At 68.4% G+C, this 24080-nt stretch carries 20 protein-coding genes; 4 read left to right on the plus strand and 16 right to left on the minus strand.

Features of this window, described 5'->3' with window-relative positions; all coding sequences use genetic code 11:
- Positions 1-8 precede the first annotated feature (8 nt).
- From O9Y01_RS12745 to def, 12 genes are all read right to left on the minus strand, one after another.
- Positions 9-773 carry a substrate-binding periplasmic protein gene (locus tag O9Y01_RS12745; protein WP_269631959.1) on the minus strand — a complete coding sequence of 255 codons (765 nt, stop codon included), beginning with the start codon at positions 771-773 and terminating at the stop codon, positions 9-11.
- Between the two features lie 99 nt (positions 774-872).
- Positions 873-2303: a pyruvate kinase gene (gene pyk, locus O9Y01_RS12750; protein ID WP_442952758.1), complete on the minus strand. Its 1431-nt coding sequence runs from the start codon at positions 2301-2303 to the stop codon at positions 873-875.
- A 399-nt stretch (positions 2304-2702) separates the two neighbouring features.
- On the minus strand, positions 2703-5030 hold the full coding sequence (locus tag O9Y01_RS12755) for an NADP-dependent malic enzyme (protein WP_269631960.1): 2328 nt from the start codon (positions 5028-5030) through the stop codon (positions 2703-2705).
- A 318-nt stretch (positions 5031-5348) separates the two neighbouring features.
- Complete coding sequence (locus tag O9Y01_RS12760) at positions 5349-6542, minus strand: phosphoglycerate kinase (protein WP_269631961.1); 1194 nt, start codon at positions 6540-6542, stop codon at positions 5349-5351.
- 118 nt (positions 6543-6660) lie between these two features.
- Complete coding sequence (locus O9Y01_RS12765; protein ID WP_269631962.1) at positions 6661-6993, minus strand: AzlD domain-containing protein; 333 nt, start codon at positions 6991-6993, stop codon at positions 6661-6663.
- A gap of 8 nt (positions 6994-7001) precedes the next feature.
- Positions 7002-7739, minus strand: coding sequence for an AzlC family ABC transporter permease (locus O9Y01_RS12770; protein WP_269631963.1), 738 nt, complete (start codon positions 7737-7739; stop codon positions 7002-7004).
- 84 nt (positions 7740-7823) lie between these two features.
- Positions 7824-9665, minus strand: coding sequence for a polysaccharide biosynthesis protein (locus O9Y01_RS12775; protein WP_269631964.1), 1842 nt, complete (start codon positions 9663-9665; stop codon positions 7824-7826).
- 230 nt (positions 9666-9895) lie between these two features.
- Entirely contained in the window at positions 9896-10666 is a 771-nt protein-coding gene (locus O9Y01_RS12780; protein ID WP_269631965.1) for a head GIN domain-containing protein, read from the minus strand.
- 179 nt (positions 10667-10845) lie between these two features.
- Positions 10846-11286 carry a hypothetical protein gene (locus O9Y01_RS12785; RefSeq protein WP_269631966.1) on the minus strand — a complete coding sequence of 147 codons (441 nt, stop codon included), beginning with the start codon at positions 11284-11286 and terminating at the stop codon, positions 10846-10848.
- Positions 11287-11321: 35 nt separating this feature from the next.
- On the minus strand, positions 11322-12170 hold the full coding sequence (htpX, locus tag O9Y01_RS12790; RefSeq protein ID WP_269631967.1) for a zinc metalloprotease HtpX: 849 nt from the start codon (positions 12168-12170) through the stop codon (positions 11322-11324).
- A gap of 56 nt (positions 12171-12226) precedes the next feature.
- Positions 12227-13195 carry a methionyl-tRNA formyltransferase gene (gene fmt, locus O9Y01_RS12795; RefSeq protein ID WP_269632137.1) on the minus strand — a complete coding sequence of 323 codons (969 nt, stop codon included), beginning with the start codon at positions 13193-13195 and terminating at the stop codon, positions 12227-12229.
- 5 nt (positions 13196-13200) lie between these two features.
- A complete protein-coding gene (def, locus tag O9Y01_RS12800) occupies positions 13201-13716 on the minus strand; it encodes a peptide deformylase (protein WP_269631968.1) in 516 nt (171 codons plus the stop codon).
- 290 nt (positions 13717-14006) lie between these two features.
- Here def and O9Y01_RS12805 point away from each other — a divergent pair, with 290 nt between their 5' ends.
- The 3 genes from O9Y01_RS12805 to O9Y01_RS12815 all read left to right on the plus strand — a co-directional run bounded on the left by O9Y01_RS12805 (position 14007) and on the right by O9Y01_RS12815 (position 16891).
- Entirely contained in the window at positions 14007-15173 is a 1167-nt protein-coding gene (locus tag O9Y01_RS12805; protein WP_269631969.1) for a LysM peptidoglycan-binding domain-containing protein, read from the plus strand.
- A gap of 39 nt (positions 15174-15212) precedes the next feature.
- Positions 15213-16343 (plus strand): DNA-processing protein DprA, encoded by a 1131-nt coding sequence (gene dprA, locus O9Y01_RS12810; RefSeq protein WP_269631970.1) that lies wholly within the window; start codon positions 15213-15215, stop codon positions 16341-16343.
- A gap of 95 nt (positions 16344-16438) precedes the next feature.
- A complete protein-coding gene (locus O9Y01_RS12815) occupies positions 16439-16891 on the plus strand; it encodes a DUF494 domain-containing protein (RefSeq protein WP_183104031.1) in 453 nt (150 codons plus the stop codon).
- A gap of 83 nt (positions 16892-16974) precedes the next feature.
- Here O9Y01_RS12815 and O9Y01_RS12820 read toward each other — a convergent pair whose 3' ends face one another.
- From O9Y01_RS12820 to yajC, 4 genes are all read right to left on the minus strand, one after another.
- Entirely contained in the window at positions 16975-19422 is a 2448-nt protein-coding gene (locus tag O9Y01_RS12820; RefSeq protein ID WP_269631971.1) for a DUF1631 family protein, read from the minus strand.
- Positions 19423-19458: 36 nt separating this feature from the next.
- Positions 19459-20496 carry a protein translocase subunit SecF gene (gene secF, locus O9Y01_RS12825; protein ID WP_269631972.1) on the minus strand — a complete coding sequence of 346 codons (1038 nt, stop codon included), beginning with the start codon at positions 20494-20496 and terminating at the stop codon, positions 19459-19461.
- A gap of 20 nt (positions 20497-20516) precedes the next feature.
- A complete protein-coding gene (secD, locus tag O9Y01_RS12830) occupies positions 20517-22421 on the minus strand; it encodes a protein translocase subunit SecD (RefSeq protein WP_269631973.1) in 1905 nt (634 codons plus the stop codon).
- A 128-nt stretch (positions 22422-22549) separates the two neighbouring features.
- Positions 22550-22876 (minus strand): preprotein translocase subunit YajC, encoded by a 327-nt coding sequence (gene yajC, locus O9Y01_RS12835; RefSeq protein WP_269631974.1) that lies wholly within the window; start codon positions 22874-22876, stop codon positions 22550-22552.
- A 234-nt stretch (positions 22877-23110) separates the two neighbouring features.
- Between yajC and O9Y01_RS12840 the strand changes: the two genes are divergently transcribed.
- Entirely contained in the window at positions 23111-24031 is a 921-nt protein-coding gene (locus O9Y01_RS12840) for a dihydrodipicolinate synthase family protein (protein WP_269631975.1), read from the plus strand.
- Positions 24032-24080: the final 49 nt, after the last annotated feature.

Consider the following 24080-nt stretch of genomic DNA (forward strand, 5'->3'; position numbering starts at 1 on the left):
CCGAGGCCTCAGAGTTCGCTGTCGACCAGGGCCTGGATGGCCTGGTGCTGTCGGCGCAGGGCCTCGTTGAGCTGGGGCAGATAGCGCAGCAGCGGGCTGCCCAGGGCGCAGGCCACGTGCACGGGCTCGGTGACCAGGGGCACGGCGCCCACCTCGATGAGGGCCGAATAGCCGGCCGCGCTGCGCAACCGGCGCTCCAGCAGCCAGGGGTCGGCGCTGCGATGGCTCATCAGCACCACGTCGCAGCGCTGGGCGGCGAGCATGCGCAGCCGGGTCATGGGGTCGCCGTCGGCGTACTCGACCTGGAAGTCCTGACCCTTGGCCGCATCCACGGCCGCCCCATAGCTCATGGAGCGAGCCAGGCAGACGGTCAGCCCGCGCAGGTCCTCGACGCTGCGCAGCCGCAGGCCGCGGTCCCGCCGCAGGACGGGCCAGACGCGTGAGCTGAACAGGGGGTCGCTGAAGGCCATCACCGTTTCACGGGCAGGCGTTCGCCCGAGACCGAAGGCCAGGCTCTGACCGCGTTCCGCAAGCGCCAGCACGCGACCCATGGGGGCGAACTGCAGGTCCCAGGTCCAGCCCGCACCCTGCTCCAGCAGCTGCAGCAGGGGCAACACGAAGGCGCGGTTCACATGCTCGCCGACAGCCAGCGGCACGCGGGGCGCGGCGGCCATGGCCTCATAGGCACCCAGGCCCAGTCCCAGGCCCGTCAGGACGCCCAGGAGGTGGCGCCGCTGCAGGTCTGGAAGCCGGGCTTCCTGGAGATCATTCATGCCTGGTGCGCCCCGACCGGACGGAATGCCGGTCTGCTGCCTTCAAGCATAGTGCGGCCAAGGGCGGCCCCGCATCGGGCCCTGCCCTGCGTCCGGCCCTTACTCGACGCGGCAGACCTTCAGCATGTTGGTGCCACCGGGATAGCCCATGGGCTCGCCACAGGTGATGGCGTAGGTATCACCGGGCATCAGCACGCCGCGCTCGACGAGCAGCTGCTCGGCGGCCTTGAGGGCCACGTCACGGTCCTCGTACTTGGGCATCAGCAGCGGGCGCACATTGCGGTAGAGCGCCATCTTGCGCTGCGACTGCGGCGTGGTGGTCAGGCCGAAGATGGGCACGTGGATGCGGTGGCGGCTCATCCACAGCGCAGTGGAGCCGGACTCGGTCAGGGCCAGGATGGCCTTGCAGCCCAGGTGGTGCGCGGTGAAGAGCGCGCCCATGGCGATGGACTGGTCGATGCGGCCGAACTGGCGGTTGGCGAAGTCGGTGTCGATGGTGACGAACTCGGCGGCCTCGGCCTCCAGCGCGATGGCGGCCATCTGCTCGATGGTCTCGACCGGGAACCTGCCGGCGGCGGTCTCTGCCGAGAGCATCACGGCATCGGTGCCGTCCAGCACGGCGTTGGCGACGTCGGAGACCTCGGCGCGGGTGGGCACCGGGTTGACGATCATGGACTCCATCATCTGGGTCGCGGTGATGGCCACCTTGTCCAGCTCGCGGGCCATGCGGATCATGCGCTTCTGCAGGGCCGGCACGGCGGCGTTGCCCACTTCCACGGCCAGGTCGCCGCGGGCCACCATGATGCCGTCGGAGGCCTTCAGGATGGCCTCGAGGTGCGGAATGGCCTCGCTGCGCTCGATCTTGGCGATCATGCCGGGCTTGTGGCGCCAGGGTTCACCGGCCACGTTGGCCAGCTGGCGGGCCATCTCCATGTCGGTCGCGTTCTTGGGGAAGCTCACGGCCAGGTATTCGCACTGGAAGGCCATGGCGGTCTTGATGTCCTCCATGTCCTTGGCGGTCAGGGCCGGCGCGGTGAGGCCCCCGCCCTGCTTGTTGATGCCCTTGTTGTTGGACAGCTCACCGCCCTGCTTGACGATGGTGTGCACCTGCGCGCCGCGCACGGCCTCGACGGTGAGCACCAGCAGGCCGTCATTGAGCAGCAGGGTGTCGCCGGGCTTCACGTCGCGGGGCAGCTCCTTGTAGTCCAGGCCCACGATCTCTTCATTGCCCAGCTCGGTGCGGTTGGCATCGAGGATGAAGCGGGTGCCGTTGACCAGCTCGATCTTGCCGTTCTCGAACTTGCCGACGCGGATCTTGGGGCCCTGCAGGTCGGCCATGATGGCCACCTCCTTGCCCACCGCCGCCGCCGCCTCGCGCACCATGCGGGCACGGTCGATGTGGTCCTGCGCCTTGCCATGCGAGAAGTTCAGCCGCACCACGTCCACCCCCGCCCGGATCATGCGCTCCAGCACCTCGGGGGTGGAGGAAGCGGGACCGAGGGTGGCAACGATCTTGGTGGCGCGGGTCATGGGCAGCTCGCTGAAATTAAGTTACAGGAAACGATTATGTGCCGCATTTAGAGCGGGAAGTCGATTTCATGAGGTTACCAAGCGGGGCGGGGTGAGGGCATCGCCTGCGAGCGGCTTCGGAGGGCGGGGAAGGCTCGAAGGGCAAGTGCACGACCGAGCATCGCCAGGACGCGGGGGGCGGGATGACTCCGTGTCCCCCGGGCCTGCGGCCCTCCTCCTTTACCTGCGTCATCCCGCCCCCCGCATCCTGGCTCGGGCTGCATCGGGCCTCAACCACAAAGAAAGAAACCCGCCGGTGCAACCCGGCGGGCTTCGTTCAGAGCGACGCCTGCGGATCCGGCTCTGCCGGGCCGTCAGGCGTGCCCCCTTGAGGGGGCCGGCGAAGCCGGTAGGGGGTGGTCAGTTTCTACCGGCACGGACCTCGGCAACGGCCAAAGCGGTCATGTTGACGATGCGTCGCACGGTCGCCGAAGGCGTCAGGATGTGCACCGGCTTGGCCGCACCGAGCAGCATGGGCCCGACGGTGACGCCCTGCCCGCTGGTGATCTTCAGCACGTTGAAGAGGATGTTGGCCGAGTCCAGGCTGGGCAGCACCAGCAGATTGGCCGCGCCCTTGAGCGTGCTGTCCGGCAGGAAGGTGGCGCGCACCGATTCGCTGAGCGCCGCGTCGCCATGCATCTCGCCGTCGCATTCCACGTCAGGGGCATGCTGCACGAAGAGCTCCCGCGCGCGGCGCATCTTCTGCGCCGAGGCGCGCTTGCTGGAGCCAAACATCGAGTGCGAGAGGAAGGCCACCTTGGGCGGCAGGCCGAAGCGGCGCATCTCCTCGGCGGCCATGGCGGCGATCTCGGCCAGCTGCTCGGCCGTCGGGTCCTCGTTGACGAAGGTGTCGGTGATGAAGAGCGTGTGCTGCTCCAGCATCAGCGCGTTGAGCGTGGCGAAGTTCTGCACGCCGGCCTTGAGCCCGATGAGGTCGGACACATGCTCCAGATGGGAGTCGAAGCGCCCCACCATGCCGCAGATCATCGCGTCGGCATCACCCAGCTGGATGGCCAGCGCGCCGATGGTGGTGGCCGAGCGACGCACCGCGGCCTTGGCCATCTCGGGCGTCACGCCGCGGCGGCCCATGATCTGGTGGTAGCGCTCCCAGTAGTGGCGGAAGCGGGCGTCGTTGTCGGGGTCGATGACCTGGACGTCCTCGCCCAGCTTCATGCGCAGGCCGGCGCGCTGGAGGCGCATCTGGATGACCTCGGGGCGGCCGATCAGGGTCGGGCGGGTGAGCTTCTCGTCGAGGGCCACCTGCACGGCGCGCAGCACGCGCTCGTCCTCGCCCTCGGCATAGATCACGCGGGCCTGGCCCTCCTGGTACTCGGCCTTGGCGGCGGCGAAGACCGGGCGCATGAACATGCCGGTCTGGTAGACGAAGCGCGAGAGCTGCTCGCGGTAGGCCGCGAGGTCCGCGATGGGCCGCGTGGCCACGCCCGACGCCGCGGCGGCCTCGGCCACGGCGGGCGCGATGCGCAGGATCAGGCGGGCGTCGAAGGGCTTGGGGATGAGGTATTCGGGACCGAAGGCCAGCTCCTGGCCGGCATAGGCCGCCGCCACCTCGTCGCTCATCTCGGCCTTGGCCAGGGCCGCGATCTCGCGCACGCAGGCCAGCTTCATGGCCTCGGTGATCTTGGTCGCGCCGCAGTCCAGGGCGCCACGGAAGATGTAGGGGAAGCACAGGACGTTGTTGACCTGGTTCGGGTAGTCCGAGCGGCCCGTGGCGATGATGCAGTCCGGGCGCACGGCCTTGGCCAGCTCGGGGCGGATCTCGGGCTCGGGGTTGGCCAGGGCCAGGATGATGGGCTTGTCGGCCATGGTCACGACCATGTCCTGCGTCAGCACGCCGGCGGCCGAGCAACCGAGGAACACGTCGGCGCCGGCCACCACGTCGGCCAGCGTGCGGGCGCTCGTGACCTGGCAGTAGCGCTGCTTGGATTCATCGAGCCGGCCTGCCTGCGCATCGGCACGCTCGCTCTGGATCAGGCCCTTGGAGTCGCAGACGAAGACGTTCTCGCGCCTCACGCCCAGGCCCACCATCACGTCCAGGCAGGCGATTGCAGCAGCGCCCGCGCCCGAGACGGCCAGCTTCACCTGACCGATGTCCTTGCCCACCAGCTCCAGGCCGTTGAGCAGGGCGGCGCTGCTGATGATGGCCGTGCCGTGCTGGTCGTCGTGGAAGACGGGGATGTTCATGCGCTCCGACAGCTTCTTCTCGATGTAGAAGCACTCGGGCGCCTTGATGTCCTCGAGGTTCACGCCGCCCAGCGTGGGCTCCATGGCGGCGATGATGTCCACCAGCTTGTCGGGGTCGCGCTCGGCCAGCTCGATGTCGAAGACGTCGACGCCCGCGAACTTCTTGAACAGGCAGCCCTTGCCCTCCATCACCGGCTTGCCGGCCAGGGGGCCGATGTCACCCAGGCCCAGCACGGCCGTGCCATTGGTGATCACGCCGACGAGGTTGGCGCGCGAGGTGTACTCCGCAGCGAGGCTGGGGTCCTCCTCGATGGCCAGGCAGGCATAGGCCACGCCGGGCGAGTAGGCCAGCGAGAGGTCGCGCTGGTTGGACAGGGCCTTGGTGGGCGTGACGGCGATCTTGCCGCGGGTCGGTGCGCGGTGGTATTCCAGCGCGGCGTCGCGCAGGGCGCGCTCGGCGGGCGACAAGGGCTCTTTCTCAGCCATCCGGGGTCTCCTCTTGTTGCTGTATGGACTGCAGGGCCGGCCAGCTTACTCCCGGGTACATGACGGTTTCATGCCCCGCTGATGCCGAGTCCTTTGCCCCTCATGCACAAATCGCAAACACCGGCCTGGCGGCCTTCGCGACAAGGCAAGCAACCTTCCGCCAAGTAGCGGCCTGGGCAAAGAAAAGGCACTTTGCGCGTTGGTTCTCGATGCAGGGCTGGTGGCATGGCACGAGCCCCTGGCGATCACTACTTAGAGCGCAAAGAGCCAAGGAAAAAGCCCGGGCGAGCCGGGCTTTGCAGGGAGCGGAAAGGGCGATCAGCCCTGGGCGCGCTTGGCCAGGATCTCGAAGGCCGGCAGCGTCTTGCCCTCCAGCACTTCCAGGAAGGCGCCGCCGCCGGTGGAGATGTAGCCCACGTCCTTCTCGATGCCGTACTTGGCGATCGCGGCCAGGGTGTCGCCACCGCCAGCGATGCTGAAGGCGCTGCTGTCGGCGATGGCGCGAGCGATGGTCTCGGTGCCATGGGCGAAGGCATCGAACTCGAACACGCCCACCGGGCCGTTCCACACGATGGTGCCGGCGGCCTTGAGCTGCTCGGCCAGCAGGGCGGCGGTCTTGGGGCCGATGTCGAGGATCAGGTCGTCGTCGGCCACGTCGGTGGCGGCCTTGACGGTGGCCGGGGCGTCCGCGGCGAAGGTCTTGGCCGTCACCACGTCCACGGGGATGGGCACGGCCGCGCCGCGGGCCTTCATGGACTCGATGACGGCGGTGGCTTCACCCACCAGATCGGGCTCGGCCAGCGACTTGCCGATCTTCAGGCCGGCGGCCAGCATGAAGGTGTTGGCGATGCCGCCACCCACCACCAGGCCGTCGACGTTCTTCGACAGCGACTGCAGGATGGTCAGCTTGGTCGAGACCTTGGAGCCGGCCACGATGGCCACCAGCGGGCGCTTCGGCGCAGCCAGCGCCTTGGTGATGGCGTCGATCTCGGCGGCCAGCAGCGGGCCGGCGCAGGCAATCTTGGCGAACTGCGCGATGCCGTAGGTCGTGCCCTCGGCGCGGTGAGCGGTGCCGAAGGCGTCGTTGACGTAGATGTCGCACAGGGCGGCCATCTTCTTCGCCAGCTCTTCGTTGTTCTTCTTCTCGCCCTTGTTGACGCGGCAGTTCTCCAGCAGCACCAGCTGGCCGGGGGCGACGCTCACGCCGTCCACCCAGTTGGCCACGAGGGGCACGTCACGGCCCATCAGCTCGCCCATGCGCTTGGCGATGGGAGCCAGGGAGTCCTCGGCCTTGAAGTCGCCCTCGGTGGGACGGCCCAGATGGGAGGTGACCATCACGGCGGCGCCCGCCTTCAGGGCCATCTCGATGGCAGGAATGGAGGCGCGGATGCGGGTGTCTTCCGTGATGTTGCCGGCATCGTCCTGGGGGACGTTCAGGTCGGCACGGATGAAGACACGCTGGCCAGCGACCTTGCCGGCGGCCACGAGGTCGGAAAAACGCAGGACGTTCATGAGTCTCTCGGAGTTTGTGTGGAATTCGGGGGCTGCCGCGGCAGCGCAAGCCCTCTAGCTTACCAAGCCGCTCCGATGCCGCCTGGCCGTAACGTCCACGTACCCGAGGACAAGGCGCTTACCAGCCCAGGCCGATGCGCAGGGCCAGCATCACCGCCGTGCCACTGAGAATCGTGCCCAGGATGCCGCGCTTCCAGAAGAAATAGGCCGTGCCCACGGCCGCCGCGTAGAGGCGCGCGTCCTGCCAGGTGTGCAGGAGCTGGCCGTCCTGCGTCATCACGATCTGCGGCAGCACCACGGCGGCCAGGGCGGCCAGCGGTGCATAGCGCAGGCCCTGCTTGGCCCAGTCGGGCATGGGCACCTCGCGCTTGGAGATCATGAAGAAGCTGCGGGTCAGCACGGTGATCAGCGCCAGGCCGAGGATGGCCAGGGCGGTCATCCAGTCACTCATCGGACTGCTCACTTGACGGCCTCCTCGGGCTTCTTGGTGTCGGGCATCCAGTGGTCCAGCAGCAGGCCCATGGCCACCGCCGCCGCGATGGCCACCACGATGTTGAGCTTCAGCGGCAGCGCATAGCTGGCCACCGCCGCGCAGCCGGCCATGGCAGCGGAGATCCAGCTCTTGCGGTCCGACAGCAGCGAATAGGTCAGGCCCAGCAGCGCCAGCACGCCGGCAAAGCCCAGGCCCCATTCGGTGGGCACACGGTCGGCCAGCAGGATGCCGGCGATGGACGGAACCTGCCACGCGCACCAGTTCAGCGCCACGCCGCCCCAGAAATAGGCCAGGGCGGGCTCGTCGGCCGGCTTGGGATCGGGGTAGCGGCGCATGAAGGCCACGTAGTTCAGGTCGGCCGCGAAATAGCCGGTGAACAGCCGCCAGCGCAGCGGCAGGTGACCCAGGTAGAAGCGCCACTGCGCGCTGAAGATCACGAAGCGCAGGTTCACGCAGAAGGCCGTAGCCCACAGCACCCACAGCGGCGCCCCCGCGGCCAGCAGGGGCAGCGCGGCCAGCTGCGAGCTGCCGGCGAAGACCGTGAGGCTCATCATCAGGGCCAGCGGCAGCGACAGGCCGCTCTTGATCATGGCCACGCCGGTGACCAGGCCCCAGGCCGAGATGCCCAGGGTGATGCCCAGCATGTCGCGGGCGCCCTGGCCGAATTCAGGATGGCGCCGCAACGCCGACAAGGTACTACTCATGTGCGCATTGTCGCCAGCCGGCTTTCACGGCGCTGGCGCTGGGGCATCGCAAGCCCGCAGAGCGCCCTTCTCTGCAGCAGAAGGCTACTGGGCGGCGGGCTGGTATTCCGGCACCAGCAGGCGCAGCCGGGCAATGGCGGCCTCGGGGTCGCCGGCCCGGCAGGCCTCACGCAGCTGGGCCAGCAGCGCTTCCAGCACGGCGGGCTCAAGCAGGCGCTCATGGGCACACAGGATGCGCGGATGGGCGCTGGGGGTGACGCCGTCGCCGATCAGCAGCTCCTCGTAGAGCTTCTCGCCCGGGCGCAGGCCGACGAACTCGATGGCGATGTCGCCGTCCGGCTGACGCTCGGTGCGCTCGGTCAGGCCGGACAGCCGGATCAGCGTGCGCGCCAGGTCCACGATGCGCACGGGCTCGCCCATGTCGAGCACGAAGACCTCGCCGCCCTTGGCCATGGCGCCGGCCTGGATCACCAGCTGGGCCGCCTCCGGGATCAGCATGAAGTAGCGGATGATGTCCGGATGGGTGATGGTGATCGGTCCGCCATCCAGGATCTGGCGCTTGAACAGCGGCACCACGGAACCGGAGGAGCCCAGCACGTTGCCGAAGCGCACCATCGCGAAGGTGGTGCGATGGGAGGTCTCCAGGGCGGCAGCCTGGAAGATCAGCTCCGCCGCCCGCTTGGTGCTGCCCATGATGTTGGTGGGGCGCACGGCCTTGTCGGTGGACACCAGCACGCAGGTGGCCACGCCGGCCTGGGCCGCGCAGCGCGCCACGGCCTGCGAACCGAAGACGTTGTTGCTGATGCCGCGCAGCACATTGGCTTCCACCAGAGGCACGTGCTTGTAGGCGGCGGCGTGGTAGACGGTGTCGACCCGGTGCCGGCGCATCAGCTGCAGCAGCAGGTCCTCGTCCAGCACGCTGCCGAGCACGGCCTCAAGGGTCAGGTCTTGCGCCTGCGGGCGCAGCTCCTGCTCGATGCTGTAGAGCGCGAACTCGGAGTGGTCCAGCAGCACCAGCACGGCGGGGCGCTGGCTCATGATCTGGCGACACAGCTCGCTGCCGATGGAGCCACCGGCCCCCGTCACCAGCACGGCCTTGCCGCGGATGTTGCGGCTGAAGAGGCTGGCATCGGGCGGCACGGCCTCGCGGCCCAGCAGGTCCGGCAGCGCGACCTCGCGGATGTCGGACACGCGCACATCGCCCTGCACCAGGTCGACCAGCCCCGGCAGGGTCTTGACCGGCCGCCCCGTCCCTTCGGAGAGCTCGATGATGCGCCGGCGCACCGCAGGGGTCGCGGAAGGAACGGCCACCACGATGAGGTCGACGGCCAGCTTGTCGGCCACGCTCTTCAGGCGCGCGGCGGGCAGCACGTCCAGGCCCGCCACTTTCTTGCCGTGCAGTGCAGCGTCATCGTCGACAAAGCCGACGGCGCGGTACTCGGGGCTGAACTGCATGCTCTGCGCGAGCTGGGCGCCGGCGGCGCCCGCGCCGTAGATGAGCGTGCGCACCAGGGGGCGACCATGGCGCTGCAGGGCGCCCCACAGGAGCGCCCGCGCCATGAAGCGCGAGATCAGCACATAGGCGAAGGTGATGAACCAGAAGATCAGCATGGACGAGCGCGGCAGCATGCGCAGATCGGCCAGCTGGGCCAGGCTGTACACGAGCAGGACCTCCACCGCCAGGGCCGCGCTGCAGCGGGCGATCACGCGAAGGTCCAGATAGCGCACGACGGAGCGGTACAGCCCCGCCGCGGCCAGCACCGGGATCGCAAGCCAGGCGAAGAGGATCTGCGCCGGCAGGGCGGTCTGCAAGGCCTCGTCCAGGGTGCCCAGGCGCAGCACCACCGAGGTGAACATGCACAGCGGCAGGAAGAGCGCATCGCCCGCCACCAGCAGCGCGGTCTTGGCCCACTGCGGCAGGCCCACCAGCCGCCCCAGGCCCCGTGCCTCACTCCCTGCTGCCTTCCCCTGGCTGACCTGGCCCAAGCCGTTCCCCGTGTGACTGTTGCTGCCGGGGCCTGGCATCAGGCCCCGGGACTGGGCGTGATTCTAAGGAGCGCCGGGCACGCCACGCCCTCGAGGGGCGCCAGCAGCTGAAAGGGCCGGCGCCCCCTGGGGGCCGGCCCTTTGCTCGATGGGAAGGAGGCGGGGCTGGCTCAGTTGTTGAGCTTGCGCACCTTGCCGCTGCCGGCAGTGGAGAGGCTCAGCTCCGGATTGCCCACATAGGCCACGTCGCCCGAGCCTGCAATCGAGACCTTGAGCTGCTTGCTGGCCGCCAGCATCACGTCGCCGCTGCCGGCGATGCTGACCTTGGCCTCCTCGGCTTGCAGCTCGCGCGCCTTGATGTCGCCGGTGCCCGCCACTGACACGCTGAGCGTGTTCGCGCTGCCGCTGGCGATGATGTCGCCGCTGCCCGAGATGCTCATGGCCATGCGCTCGCTCTTCACGCCGTTCAGCGTGATCTCGCCCGAGCCGCTGATGCTGGCCTTGAGCTCCTGCGTGTTCATCGCGTCCACCTTGATGTTGCCCGAGCCGGCAATGGACACCCCGCGCAGCGTGGGCATCTCGATCTCGATGACCGGCGTCTGCTTGCTGCTGAGGTAGTAGCCGCGCTTGGTCTGGACCTCCAGGGTGCGGCCCTTGCCGCTCTCGACCACGCGGGTCTCGATGTAGGGCAGCAGGTTGCGCTCGGCACGCAGTTCCAGCTTGTGACTGCTGCCCTGACGGATCAGCACCTTGAAATCGCTCTCCAGGGCGACGGCCTCGTAGCCGCTGACATCGCGGCGCTCGCTGGTCACCTCACCCTCGCCGGTGACACGCTCGCCGTGGCCCCACTTCCAGGACCAGGCCTGGGCAGCGCCCGTGCCGAGCAGGGCGGCGGCTCCGAGCAGGGAGGCGGCGAGGAAGCGGCGCTTGTTGCTGTTCATGGCGGGAATCCTTGTCTCATGCGTTGACGATGGACGCATGATGCAAATCCCGCTGCAGCCTGGCGAGCAGGCGATGACGAACTGCAGGAACTGCGGCACCAGATGCAAGCAGGCGGGCGCCATGGCACGGGCCGGATGCGGTGCGGGCCGGCCCGCCAGGCCGCCGGCTGGGCGGCGCCTCAGTGGGAGGCCTTGGCGCCAGCCTTGTCGGCGGGCTTGTCGGTCTTTCCGGCCTTGTCGGAGGGCTTGTCGGCTGGCTTCTCGCCACCCTTGTCCGCCGGCTTGGCCTCAGCGGCGGCCTCCTCGTCAGCGGGCTTGGCCGTGCCGGGCCGGGGCACCACGGGGGCGATGCCTTCCAGCTTGTTCTCCCGCATGTACTCGTCCATCTCCTTCCAGCCCGCGAAGACGGCGGCCTTCTGGGCCTTGGGATTGAGCGTGTAGCAGTCCTCGATGGCACGCTGCGCGTGGCGGCAGGCGCTGCCCACGGCCTTGCCCTCGGCCTCCTTGGCAGCGGCCAGCTTGACCGGATCGTCGATGCCCAGCCACTCGCAGCCGGCCAGCGGCAGCAGCAGCAGGCCGACGGCCAGGCGCCACCTCAGGGGGGAAGAAATGCGCGTCATGCCAGGCATATCGGCCGGTCGGCGGCAGTCTTGAGTCAGCGCTGGCGCGCCAGCTCCATCAGGCGCGCAATGCGCTCCTCGGTGGGCGGATGGGTGGAGAACAGGCTCTTGATGCCGCTGCCGGAGAGCGGGTTCATGATCATCATCTGCGCCGTCTCGGGGTGGCGCTCGGCGGCCTCCAGCGGCATGCCCTGGGCGTAACGGTGGATCTTGTCCAGCGCCGAAGCCAGGGCTGCGGGATCGCCGGAGATTTCGGCACCGCCACGATCGGCCTCGAACTCGCGGGCGCGGCTGATGGCCATCTGGATCAGACTGGCCGCGATGGGAGCCAGGATCATCACGATGAGGCCGACCAGCGGATTGGTCTGGCGACCCTCGCTGTCACGCCCGCCGAACAGCATGGCGAAGTTGCCCAGCATGCCGATGGCACCGGCCATGGTGGCGCTGATGGTGGAGATGAGGATGTCCCGGTGCTGCACATGGGCCAGCTCGTGGGCCATCACGCCGCGCAGCTCGCGCTCCGAAAGCACGCGCAGGATGCCCGTGGTCGCGGCCACGGCCGCATGCTCGGGGTTGCGGCCCGTGGCGAAGGCATTGGGGGCGTCTTCCTCGATCAGGTAGACGCGCGGCATGGGCAGTCCGGCCCGCTGGGCCAGTTCGCGCACCATGCGGTAGAACTGCGGCGCGCTGCTCTCATCGACCTCCTGCGCGTTGTACATGCGCAGGACCATCTTGTCCGAGAACCAGTAGCTGAAGAAGTTCATGCCCAGCGCGATCAGCAGGGCCACCATCATGCCCTGGCGCCCGCCCAGCACCGAGCCGATGGCCATGAACAGCGCGGTGATGGCGGCCATCAGGATGGCTGTCTTCATCATGTTGAACATCGCTTACTCCTTGGACAAGGCACACACAGGCCGCCGCCACGCGGGGCCGCTACTGCTCAGTTGGGGCTGCCCACCGCGGGTTTCAAGACCGTGCCGACGCCCACAGGCCGAGACTGCAGAAAGGCCGCCGCCGGCAGGCGCTTGCCCCCGGCACGCTGCAGCTCCGTCAGGCGCAGCGCGCCTTCGCCACAGGCCACGAGCAGACCGGCCGCATCGGCAGCCAGCACCTCGCCGGGCTGGCCCCGCCCTTCGGCCAGGCGCGACTTCCAGATCTTGAGCGGCTCGCCCTCCAGCTGGCTGAGCCCGCCGGGGAAGGGGTCGAAGGCCCGCAGGCGCCGCTCGATGGCGGCGGCCGGCAGGGTCCAGTCGATCTCGCTCTCGGCCTTGTCGATCTTGTGGGCATAGCAGACGCCCGCCTCCGGCTGTCGCTCGGGATGGAATCCGCCGCAGGCCGCCAGCTCCAGCGCCTCGACGATCAGCCGCCCGCCCAGCACAGCCAGCTTGTCATGCAGGGTGGCGGTGGTGTCGTCGGCCGCAATGGGCAGGCGCTCGATCAGGAGCATGTCGCCGGTATCCAGGCCGGCATCCATCTGCATGATGGTGATGCCCGTCTCGGCGTCACCGGCTTCAATGGCTCGGTGGATCGGCGCTGCGCCACGCCAGCGGGGCAGCAGCGAGGCGTGGATGTTGAGGCAGCCCAGGCGCGGCAGGTCCAGCACCCACTGGGGCAGGATCAGGCCGTAGGCCGCGACCACCAGGAGGTCGGGCTTCGCGGCCAGCAGGGCCTCGCGCGACGCGGCCGCCTCGTCCGGGTATTTGCCGTCCAGGCGCAGGCTCATCGGCTGGCTCAGGGCCAGGCCGTGCTGCTGGGCCAGCTGCTTGACGGGCGAGGCCTGCAGCTTCATGCCCCGCCCGGCCGGGCGGTCCGGCTGGGTCAGCACCAGGGGCACCTCGAAGCCGGCCTGCAGCAGGGCCTGCAGCGCGACGGCGGCGAATTCCGGCGTACCGGCGAAGGCGACGCGCAGTCCCATCAGCGGCGCTGCTGGTCTTCGCGGGCCTTCTTGGCCAGCTTGGTCTTGATGCGATCGCGCTTGAGCGAGCTGAGGTACTCGACGAAGACCTTGCCCTTCAGGTGGTCCAGCTCGTGCTGCACGCACACCGAGAGCAGGCCCTCGGCCTCGAACTCGTAGGGCTGGCCGTCACGGCCCAGGGCCCGGACCTTCACCCGCTCATGGCGAGCCACCTTGTCATAGATGGTCGGGACGCTGAGGCAGCCTTCCTCGCCGTCGCGCACGGCGCCACCGGTCTCGATGATCTCGGGGTTGATCAGCACGCGGGGCTCGTTGCGCTCCTCCGAGGTGTCGATCACCACCACGCGCTCGTGCACGTCCACCTGGGTCGCTGCCAGGCCCACGCCCTCGGCGGCATACATGGTTTCAAGCATGTCGTCCACCAGCTGGCGGATACGGTCGTCCACAAGGGCCACGGGCTGGGCCACAGTGTGCAGTCGCGGGTCGGGGTAACGCAGGATATTCAGTTTGGCCATCTCGGGGTTCCAATGCCGTGCTGTGGACAATGCACAACGCGGCTTTGTAAGTGCCTGCAAGAGCAAGGACGCTCCGGCGGGAATCATTGCAACACCCACCCTCTTTAGGGGCAGAATCATCGCAAGCTGAGGGGATTTTCGCCGATCTGCTGCAGGACTTCAGCGTCCGGGTCGATCGCCCTTCGAGCCGGCGCCCTTCCCAGGCACTCTCTCAGGCATCACTGACAGGCAAATAAATGGCGGCTCCGGCGCCTCGCAAGACGGCCCGGCACACCGCAGGAGAACGACCGATGACTTCATGGCCCATGCTGCGCCCCGCCCCTCTCGCCACCGCCCTCTGGGCTGCGGCCGCCCTCGTCGGCGCAACGCCAGCACTGGCCACCGATTTCCCGGTCACCCAGTCCCAGCGGGACACGGCACAGAAAGTGGCACAGGCGGGCGTCCCCCTGTCCGAGCTGGCACCGGATGCACCCGACAGCTACACCGTCAAGAAGGGTGACACGCTGTGGGCCATCTCCACCCTCTTCCTCAAGAGCCCCTGGCGCTGGCCTGAACTCTGGGGCATGAACCAGGACCAGATCAGCAACCCCCACCTGATCTACCCCGGCCAGCTCCTGGTGCTGGTCAAGGTCGACGGCCGGGCCCGCCTCGAGCTCGCCCAGCAGGTCGCCGGTCCGGACGGCACCGTCAAGCTCACGCCGCGCGCCCGCGTGCAGCAGCTCGGCGACGATGGCATCCCTGCCATCCCCATGAATCTGATCGAGCCCTTCCTCAACGAAGCCGTGGTGCTGGACAGCGACAGCCTGGCGACCGCCCCCCGCGTGGCCGCCACCCAGGAAGGCCGCGCGCTGCTGAGCCGGGGCGATCTGGCCTATGTGCGCGGTTCGCTGCCCAATCAACAAGGCGACTACCGGGTGTTCCGCAGCGCCAAGCCGCTGCGCGATCCGGTCACCAAGGAAGTGCTGGGCTACGAGGCCGCCTATGTCGGCACGGTCGAGTTCCTGCGTCCGGGCTCCCCGGCCGCGGGCAAGACCCTGGAAGTGCCGGCCACCTTCCTGGTCAAGCAGGTGCGCCAGGAAGTCAACACCGGCGACCGCCTGGCGCCGGTGCCGCCGCGCACCTTCGGCAGCTTCGTGCCGCATGCCCCGAACCGGGCGTTCGATGGCCGGGTCATCGCGGTCTACGGCGAGGCCGTGAACGCGGGCAAGAACCAGATCGTCTCGATCAACAAGGGATCGCAGGATGGCATGGAGCGGGGTCATGTGCTGGCCCTGTGGCGGACCGGTCAGGAAGTCCGCGACACCACGACGCCCCAAGGCCGCCCGGAGGCCATCCGCCTGCCGGACGAGCAGCACGGCAAGCTGCTGGTGTTCCAGACCTTCCGTCGCGTGTCCTATGCCCTGATCCTCTCGGTGCAGCAGCCCGTCAGCGCCGGCGACCGCTTCAGCCAGCCCTGAGGCCGCGCGTCCAGGCCCCAGGCCCCAAGGCCTCCCGGCATGCCTTCACCTCTTCGCGACCCCGGTGAGCTGTCGGCCTGGCTGCGCCTGGTGGAGACGCCCGGCCTGGGCCGCTCCTCCCTGCGGCGCCTGCTGACAGCCTTCGGCGAGCCCCGGAGCCTTTTCGAGCGTCCGCCGGCCGACTGGGCCCGTGTGGTGGGCCCGCAAGGGGCCCAGGCCCTGGGTCGCCCTCCCGAGCAGCTGGAGTTGCTGCTGGAGCGCACCCGCCAATGGCTCAAGGAAGACCGGCGCCGTAGCCTGCTGCTGCTGGGCGATCCCGACTACCCGCAGGCCCTGCTCGAGACCGCCGACCCGCCGCTGCTGATGTACCTCTGGGGTCAGCGCGAGCTCCTGCGCCGCCCCATGCTGGCCATCGTCGGCAGCCGCAACGCCACGCCCCAGGGCCTGGACCACGCCCTCACCTTTGCTCGCAGTTTCAGCGAAAGCGGCTACTGCGTGGTGTCGGGCCTGGCCCTGGGCATCGACGCGGCGGCCCATGAGGGCGCACTCTCGGCCGCAGGCGGCACGCTGGCGGTGCTGGGGACCGGGCTCAACGAGCTCTATCCCCGCCGCAATACCGGCCTGGCCATGCGCATCGTGGAGCACGGCCTCCTGATGAGCGAATACGCCCTGGACACCCCCGCCCTGGCACCGCACTTCCCCGTGCGCAACCGCATCATTGCCGGACTCTCGGAAGGCTGCCTGGTGGTCGAGGCCGCCCTGCAGAGCGGCTCGCTGATCACGGCCCGCCTGGCCGGCGAGGCCGGACGCGAGGTGTTCGCCATCCCCGGATCCATCCACTCGCCCTTGAGCCGCGGCTGCCATGCGCTCATCCGCCAGGGCGCCAAGCTGGTCGAATCGGCCGGAGACGTCATCGAGGAACTGCCCCGGCACAGCAGCATGCCTCGCGACGACACCCCGGCGGACGCCGCCCTGCCCGAGCTTGCCGGCGCCGGCGAGCACCAGCGCCTGCTCGCCGCCATGTCGCTGGAACCCGTCAGCCTGGATGCCCTGCAGGCCCGGGGAGGCTGGCCCACGGAGCAGCTCCAGGCCCTGCTCTTGGACCTGGAACTGGACGGCCTGGTTGCCCGGCTCCCCGGCGGCCTGCTGCAACGCCGGATGCGCGGCTGACCCCCGCTTTCCCGCCCGGCAGCCCGGTAAAAGCCCTGCCAGGCCCCGCCGTTTCCGCGCATCGGTGCCGCGAGCGGCTGGGGTATAGTCAGTCCATGTTTGACGTCCTCGTCTATCTGTATGAGACCTACTGGCGGCCGGATGCCTGTCCGGATCACGCCCAGCTGACACGCAAACTGTCTGCCGTAGGCTTCGAGACGGACGAAATCCAGGAAGCCCTGTCCTGGCTGGATGGCTTGGCGGTGGCTGCGCAGTCTCACCATGGCGAGCAAGGCGCGCTGAGCCTGCGCATCTACTCCAAGGACGAACTCGAGCACCTGGGTGAGGCCTCCGTGGGCTTCATCAGCTTCCTGGAATCGGCCGGCGTGCTGCCTCCGCCCATGCGCGAGATGGTGGTTGATCGAGCCATGGCCATCCCCGGCGCACCGCTGGACCTGGAAGACCTCAAGATCATCGTGCTGATGGTGTTCTGGAGCCTGGGTGAAGAGCCGGACGCCCTGATCCTGGACGAGCTTTTCGTCGCCCCCGAGGATCGCCTGATCCACTGAGGCCGCCCGCGCCGGGCTCGCCAACCGTTCGCCGCAAGGGCAAGTCGCTGCACGACCGCCGCCGCATGCCCCGTTAGAGGCCCTCAGCTCAGCAGGCGCTCGGGATCGGCGTCGAGCTTGGCCAGCGCGTTGCGGGTGGCCTTGACGGTGAGCGCCTCGTCCTGGGCCGGCAGCAGCAGGCCCGCCTGCAGGAAGGCCGCCAGACGGCTCTGCTGGAACAGCACCCCACGCCCCTTGGACGTGACGAAGAGGATGAGGTGGTGCCGCAGGCCGCGCCAGGCCAGCTGCACGGGCTCGTTGCGGCCCCGGTAGTCCAGCATGTACCAGGAGCCCACCTGCAGCTCCTGCGCCCAGGCCAGCATGGCCGCCGAAGGCGGCGCGCCCCCTTCGGCCACCACCTCCAGGTCCTCGGACTCGTGGGTGGAGAGATCGCGCATCAGCGTCTCGTCCAGCTCCCCGCCCGCGGTGTCCGGCAGCATGGCTTCCAGCGTCTCCAGCTGGCTCATCAGCTCTTCCAGCCTGTCCGGCGGGATGGTGGCGGTCTTGGCGGTGAAGGCCGCGGCCAGGGAGTTGTTCAGGGCGCGGATCTGTTCGTCCTGCTTCTGGGCGGACAGGCCCGCATGGCCCATGCCCTCGCGCAGGACCTTCAGGAGTGGCGGGAGTCGCCGGATGACCTCGGCACGCTCCTCGCGCGACACCTTGGCCGTGGCGGACCAGATGAGGTCGGCCGCGGCGCGCTTCATCTGCTTGGTCACGTCGGCCTGGGCACCGGCCCGCACGGCGGTCACCGCCAGCACATCGGCCCAGGTCTGGAACAGGAAGTCGCGCACGCCGTCCTGCACGGGCACCTGGTTGAGCATCTTGCGCAGCTCGATGGTGTACTGGATGGCCAGGGTCTCCCGCTGCTCCACCTGCTGAGCCAGGGAAACGCCCTTGATGCTGGCGCTGTTCTCCTGCTCGAAGTAGTGGGCCAGGAACTTCTCGAACTCGGTCAGCACCGTCTGGAAGACGCGGCGGCCGGTGTCGGGATAGGCCTCCACCACCTGCACCACACGCTTGATCTCACGCTCCACGGCCTCGCTGACATCGCCACCGGCCGAGGTATTGAACCCCATCACGCAGGCGCCCATGCGGTCGATCAGGCGGCGCGCGGGGTGGTCGGTCGTCGCGAAGAAATCAGGCTCGCTGATGGCCACGCGAAGCACCGGCATCTGCAGCCGGGCAAACCACACACGGACGGTCGCGGGGATGCGCTCCTCGGTGAGGATGGACTGGAACAGCAGGGCCACGACCTCGATGGTGGCGCGCTCGGCCGGGGTGTCCGCGGCCTGCTTGAGCACCTGCTTGACGGCCAGGTTGCGGGCCTTGAGCTCCTCGAGCTGCTGGGGCAGCGGCACCTCGCGCACCGAGGCTCCGCTGCTGGGCGACACGCTGGCGGTACCGCCCGTGCTGCCCGCGCCGGCAGGCATCCCCTGGGGCTGCGCGCGATGGCGCAGCATTTCCTGCGCATGGTTGATGGCGGCATGCAGACGGCCGGTCAGGGTGACCGGGCCGGCACGCTCGCCGCGTGGATCGACCGGCTGAGCCTGGGCCTGGGCAGTGCTCCCCTGCGGCGCCGAACCCGGTGGCGCCATGCCAGGCACCTGGCGATTCAGCACCCGCTGCAGCTGCGCCATCACCTGCTCGGCCGAGCTGCGCACCGCCGACTTCACAGGGCCCGCGCCGGCCGCGGCCGCCGATGGCGCCTGGGCGTCGCGCAGCGCGGCCATGCCGCCACTCGGGGGCAGCCCGTCGGGCAGGGCCCCCATGCCGCGGGCGTACAGGGTGGTCGGGGCAAAGGCCGGATCCTGGGAGGCGTCGACGGGAGTCGGCGTGCTGCGGCTGCCGGCCGTGCGGCGGATATAGGGCCGCAGGTCGACCTCCGGCAAGACGCCCTGCTGCATCAGCCAGTCATTGGTCTCGTGGTAGGCCTCCAGCAGCAGATGCGACATCTCCTCGTGCAGAGGGGTGAGGAAAAGCTGCCATTCCGTACGCGTGAGACCACTGGCGTACCAACAATCAAGGACAAGCCGGGCCAGGGCCTGTGCGCGGAGCAAATCGTTCGTCGCGAGATCCTCATGCCCTTCGAGCAGGAGCATGCGGGTGCGCAGGTCGTTGAACTCCCAGGTGGCCTTGTCCATCATGGCCAGGGCCAGGCGGGAGGCGGTGATCTGGCGTTCGATGGTGTCGTCGTCGACCAGACTGAGGCTGGCACTTCCGCTGACCGTCACATGGTCTGGCACCCCCTGGGTGGACGCCGAGCGCACGGCGTCGCGCAGCATGCTCAGCCACACCACGCCGCGGCGCTGCCAGAGACCGACGCAGTCGCGGCGGGACACGCTCACCGCATGTTCCGCCGGTTGCAGCAGCAGCTGTGCGCCCGCCTCATGGAGCGCGGCCCCGGCCGCGGCAACGCCGCGCACCAGGGCCTCGCTGAAGACGCGCCGTGCCTGGGCCGCCTGGGCTTGCCGGCGCGGATCAGTGCCGCTCATGGGCCAGGGAACAGGGAGTCGACCATGCGGACGACTCTACACCACCGCTCCGGCGTTCGGATCGTCCGGATCTTCCTTGGTAGAGGAACCGACCTTGACAAGATCCTCACGCTTCACACCCAGCCACATGGCGATGGCCGCGGCCACGAACACGGAGGAATAGATGCCGAAGCAGATGCCGATGGTCAGCGCCACGGCGAAGTACTTCAGGGTGGGGCCACCGAACAGCAGCATGGACAGCACCATCAGCTGCGTGCAGCCGTGGGTGATGAAGGTGCGGCTCATGGTGGACGTGATGGCGTGGTCGATCACCTCGTGCGTCGTCAGCTTGCGGTACTTGCGGAAGGCCTCGCGCACCCGGTCGAAGATCACCACCGACTCGTTCACCGAGTAGCCCAGCACCGCCAGCACGGCCGCCAGCACGGAGAGCGAGAACTCCCACTGGAAGAAGGCGAAGAAGCCCAGGATGATCACGACGTCGTGCAGATTGGCGATGATGCCGGCCACAGCGAACTTCCACTCGAAGCGGAAGGCCAGGTAGATCATGATGCCGACCACGGTCATGGCCAGGGCCTTGCCGGCATCGGCGGCCAGCTCGGCGCCCACCGAGGGGCCCACCACTTCGCTGCGCGAGAGCTTGACCGGCTCGGCATTGGCCGCGGTGGTGCAGACGTCCTTCTCGATGGCCTCGCCCTTGTCGGAGACCGTCTGGCGCTTGGAGACCTGCCCCTGCTCGGCGGCACACAGCTCGGCGAAGACCTTCTCGACGACCTTGTCCTGCTTGATGGCCTTGTGGGGCGGCATCTTGATCATGACGTCGTGCGAGGTGCCGAACTTCTGCACCGTCACCTCACCGAAGCCCATGTGCTCGACCGTGGTCCGGGTCTTCTCGATGTCCGCGCTCTGCGCGTAGGCCACCTCGACGACGGTACCGCCGGTGAACTCGATGGAGTAGTGCAGGTTCCGCGTGAAGAGGAAGAAGACCGCCGCGGCAAAGGTGAGGAAAGAGATCGCGTTGAAGACCAACGCGTGCTTCATGAACGGGATGTCCCGCTTGATTCGGAAGAGTTCCATGTCGGATTCCTGTCAGGGGGTCAGGCCTTGCCTTCGGTCAATTCGACGCCATCGGGGGAGGCGCTGCCGGGTTCGGCAGCCGGCTTCCACACCTGGCCCACGGAGAGGGACTTCAGCTTCTTCTGACGGCCATACCAGAGGTTGACCAGGGCGCGCGAGAACATCACCGAGGAGAACATGGAAGTCATGATGCCCAGGCAGTGCACCACGGCAAAGCCGCGCACGGCGCCCGAGCCGAAGGCCAGCAGGGCCAGGCCCGCAATCAGCGTGGTGACGTTGGAGTCCAGGATGGTGGCCCAGGCCCGCTCATAGCCCGCGAAGATGGCCGCCTGCGGCGAGGCACCGCTGCGCAGCTCCTCGCGGACCCGCTCGTTGATCAGCACGTTGGAGTCGATGGCCATGCCCAGCACAAGGGCGATGGCGGCCATGCCCGGCAGGGACAGCGTGGCCTGCAGCATGGACAGCACGGCCACCAGCATCAGCAGGTTGAAGCCCAGCGCCAGCGTGGAGAACACGCCGAAGAGCATGTAATAGAGGCACATGAACAGCGCCACCGCGGCAAAGCCCCAGGCCACGCTGTGCATGCCCTTGGCGATGTTCTCGGCACCCAGGGTCGGGCCGATGGTGCGTTCCTCGATGACTTCCATCGGCGCGGCCAGGCCGCCGGCGCGCAGCAGCAGGGCCAGATCGGTGGCGTTCTCGGTGGAGCCCATGCCGGTGATCTGGAAGTCGGCGCTCAGCTCGCTGTTGATGCGGGCCACGGTGAGCACCTCGCCCTTGCCCTTCTCGAACAAGATGGCGGCCATGTAGTTGCCCACGTTGGCGCGCGACATCTCCTTCATCTGGCGGCCGCCCTTGGCATCCAGCCGGACGGACACGGCGGGCTGGTGGTTCTCGTCCTGGCGGGGTTGGGCGTCGGTCAGCATGTCGCCGGTGACGATGGCCTCCTTGTGCACGATCACCGGGGCACCACGGCCCACGCCGAAGCGTTCGCGGCCGAAGGGCACGGGGCCGGTGCCGGCCAGCGCTGCCTGGGCCTCGGCCGACATGTCGGCCAGACGGAACTCCAGATTGGCCGTGCGACCGATGATGTCCTTGGCCTTGGCCGTGTCCTGCACGCCAGGCAGCTGCACGATGACGCGGTCCAGGCCCTGCTGCTGGATCACCGGCTCGGCCACGCCCAGCTCGTTGACCCGGTTCTGCAGGGTGGTGATGTTCTGCTTGAGTGCGGCTTCCTGCACCGCCACCAGGGATTGCGGCTTGAAGCTGCCGCGCAGGCTCAGCTCGCTGCCTTCGCCCTGGGCCAGCCACTGGATGTCCGGCAGCTTGTCGGACAGCAGGGCCAGAGCGGCCGTGCGGGTCTCGGCCTCGCGGAAGGCGATGACGAGGTCATTGCCGTCCTTGCTGATGCCGGCATGACGCAGGTTTTTCTCGCGCAGCATGCTGCGGGCATCACCGACCAGGGACTCGACCTTCTTGGCGATGGCCGCCTTCATGTCCACCTGCATCAGGAAGTGCACGCCGCCGCGCAGGTCCAGGCCCAGGTACATGGGGAAGGCATGCAGGCTCTTGAGCCACTCCGGCGAGCGCGAGACCAGGTTCAGCGCCACGATGTAGGAGGGATCGGCAAGATCGGCATTGATCGCCTTGTTGATGGCGTCCTTGGCCTTGAGCTGGGTGTCGGTGTCATTGAAGCGGGCACGCACGGAGTTGCCCTCGAAGGCCACCGTGTCTGCCTTGACGCCGGCCGACTGGATGGCAGCCTCGACACGGGCGACCATGCCCGCATCCAGCTTGACCGTGGCCTTGCCACTGGAGACCTGCACCGCCGGCGCTTCGCCGAAGAAATTGGGCAGGGTGTAGATCAGACCGATCAGCAGCGCCACGAGCAGCAGCGCGTACTTCCACAAGGGATAACGGTTCATGGAGGCATCCTCAGGAGGTCTGGACCAGACCTGGGCTCTTGCCCTGAAATGAGGCCCGGCACCGCTGGGCGCGGCCCGGGCTCGATGAGTGATGAGCAGCCCCTGAACAGCAGGGCTGCCAGGCTTTCTTACTTGACCGAGCCCTTGGGCAGGACCTGGACCACGGCCGAGCGCTGCACCTTGATCTCGACGCCGCTGGCGACTTCCAGGTTCACGAAGTTCTCGTCCAGCTTGGCCACCTTGCCCAGCAGGCCGCCGCTGGTGACGACGTCATCGCCCTTGGCCAGGGCCTCGATCATGGCCTTGTGCTCCTTCTGACGCTTCATCTGGGGACGAATCATCACGAAATACAGCACGACGAACATCAGCACCAGGGGCAACATGCCCATGAGGCTGGACTCGGGGCCTTGGGCTGCCGGAGCGGCGGTCTGGGCAAAAGCAGTAGAAATGAACACGGTCTGAACCCTCTAGGAATGGTCCATGGGCGCAACTGCGCCATCATGGACGGATCGCGGATTGTATGCGGCAGCCTGCGCTGCCCGCCCTGGGGCCAGCCCCGCCCTGCCGCGGCTTCGGCGGCAGCGAAGGCGACTGCGCGGGCACGCTGGCCGGCTCAGCCACCCATCTGGGGTTGACAGGGCGATTCTCAACGAATATTCTGCAAATATATTTCAACAGGAGATTGCTCGATGAGTTCCCGCCCCCTGCCTCAATGGCGCGGCATCTTCCCCGCCGTGACGACCAAGTTCGATGCTGACGAGAACCTGGACGTCCAGGCCATGGAGCGCCACTTCGAGTTCCTCATCGCCAACGGCGTTGATGGTCTCGTGACTGGCGGCTCCCTGGGCGAGGCCAGCACCCTGACGCTGGAAGAGAAGCTGCAGGTGGCCGAGATCGCCGTGAAGGTTTCCGCCGGCCGCGTGCCGGTGCTGGCCAATGTCTCGGAGACCAGCACCCGCGAGGCGCTGCGCTATGTGGACGGCGCCAACAAGATCGGCGTGCAGGGCCTGATGCTCATGCCCGCGGTGATCTACGTGGCCGACGCCCGCGAGGCCATGGCCAATGTGCGCACCATCGCCACCGCCGCCCAGCTGCCCACCATGGTCTACAACAACCCGGTGGCCTACCGCGTGGATCTGACGCCCGACAACTTCGTCGAGCTGGGGGACTGCGAATGGCTGGTCGCCATCAAGGAATCGACCGACAACATCCGCCGACTGACCGACCTGCGCAATGCCCTGGGCACCCGCTACCAGCTCTTCATCGGCGTGGACGACCTCAGCTTCGAAGGCCTGGCACTGGGCTGCGACGGCCTGCTGGCCGGCCTGTGCACCTCCTTCCCGGCCGAGACCGTGGCGCTGTACCGCCTGATGCAGGCCAAGCGCTACGACGAAGCCCTGAAGCTCTACCAGTGGTTCACCCCCCTGCTGCACCTGGATGTCTCGACCAAGCTGGTCCAGAACCTCAAGCTGGTCGAGGCCATGGTGGGCGTGGGCAATGAGCACGTGCGCCGCCCCCGCCTGCCCCTGGTCGGTGCCGAGCGCGAGCGCGTGCAGGCCATCATCCAGAAGGGCCTGGACACCCGTCCGGACCTGCGCCAGTTCTTCTGAGCCCCTCTGGCTGTAGCCATTTCGCGTAATCAGGCATAGCCAGACGGGC

The organism is Pelomonas sp. BJYL3, assembly GCF_027257975.1.
GTDB lineage: Bacteria > Pseudomonadota > Gammaproteobacteria > Burkholderiales > Burkholderiaceae_C > Roseateles_B > Roseateles_B flavus.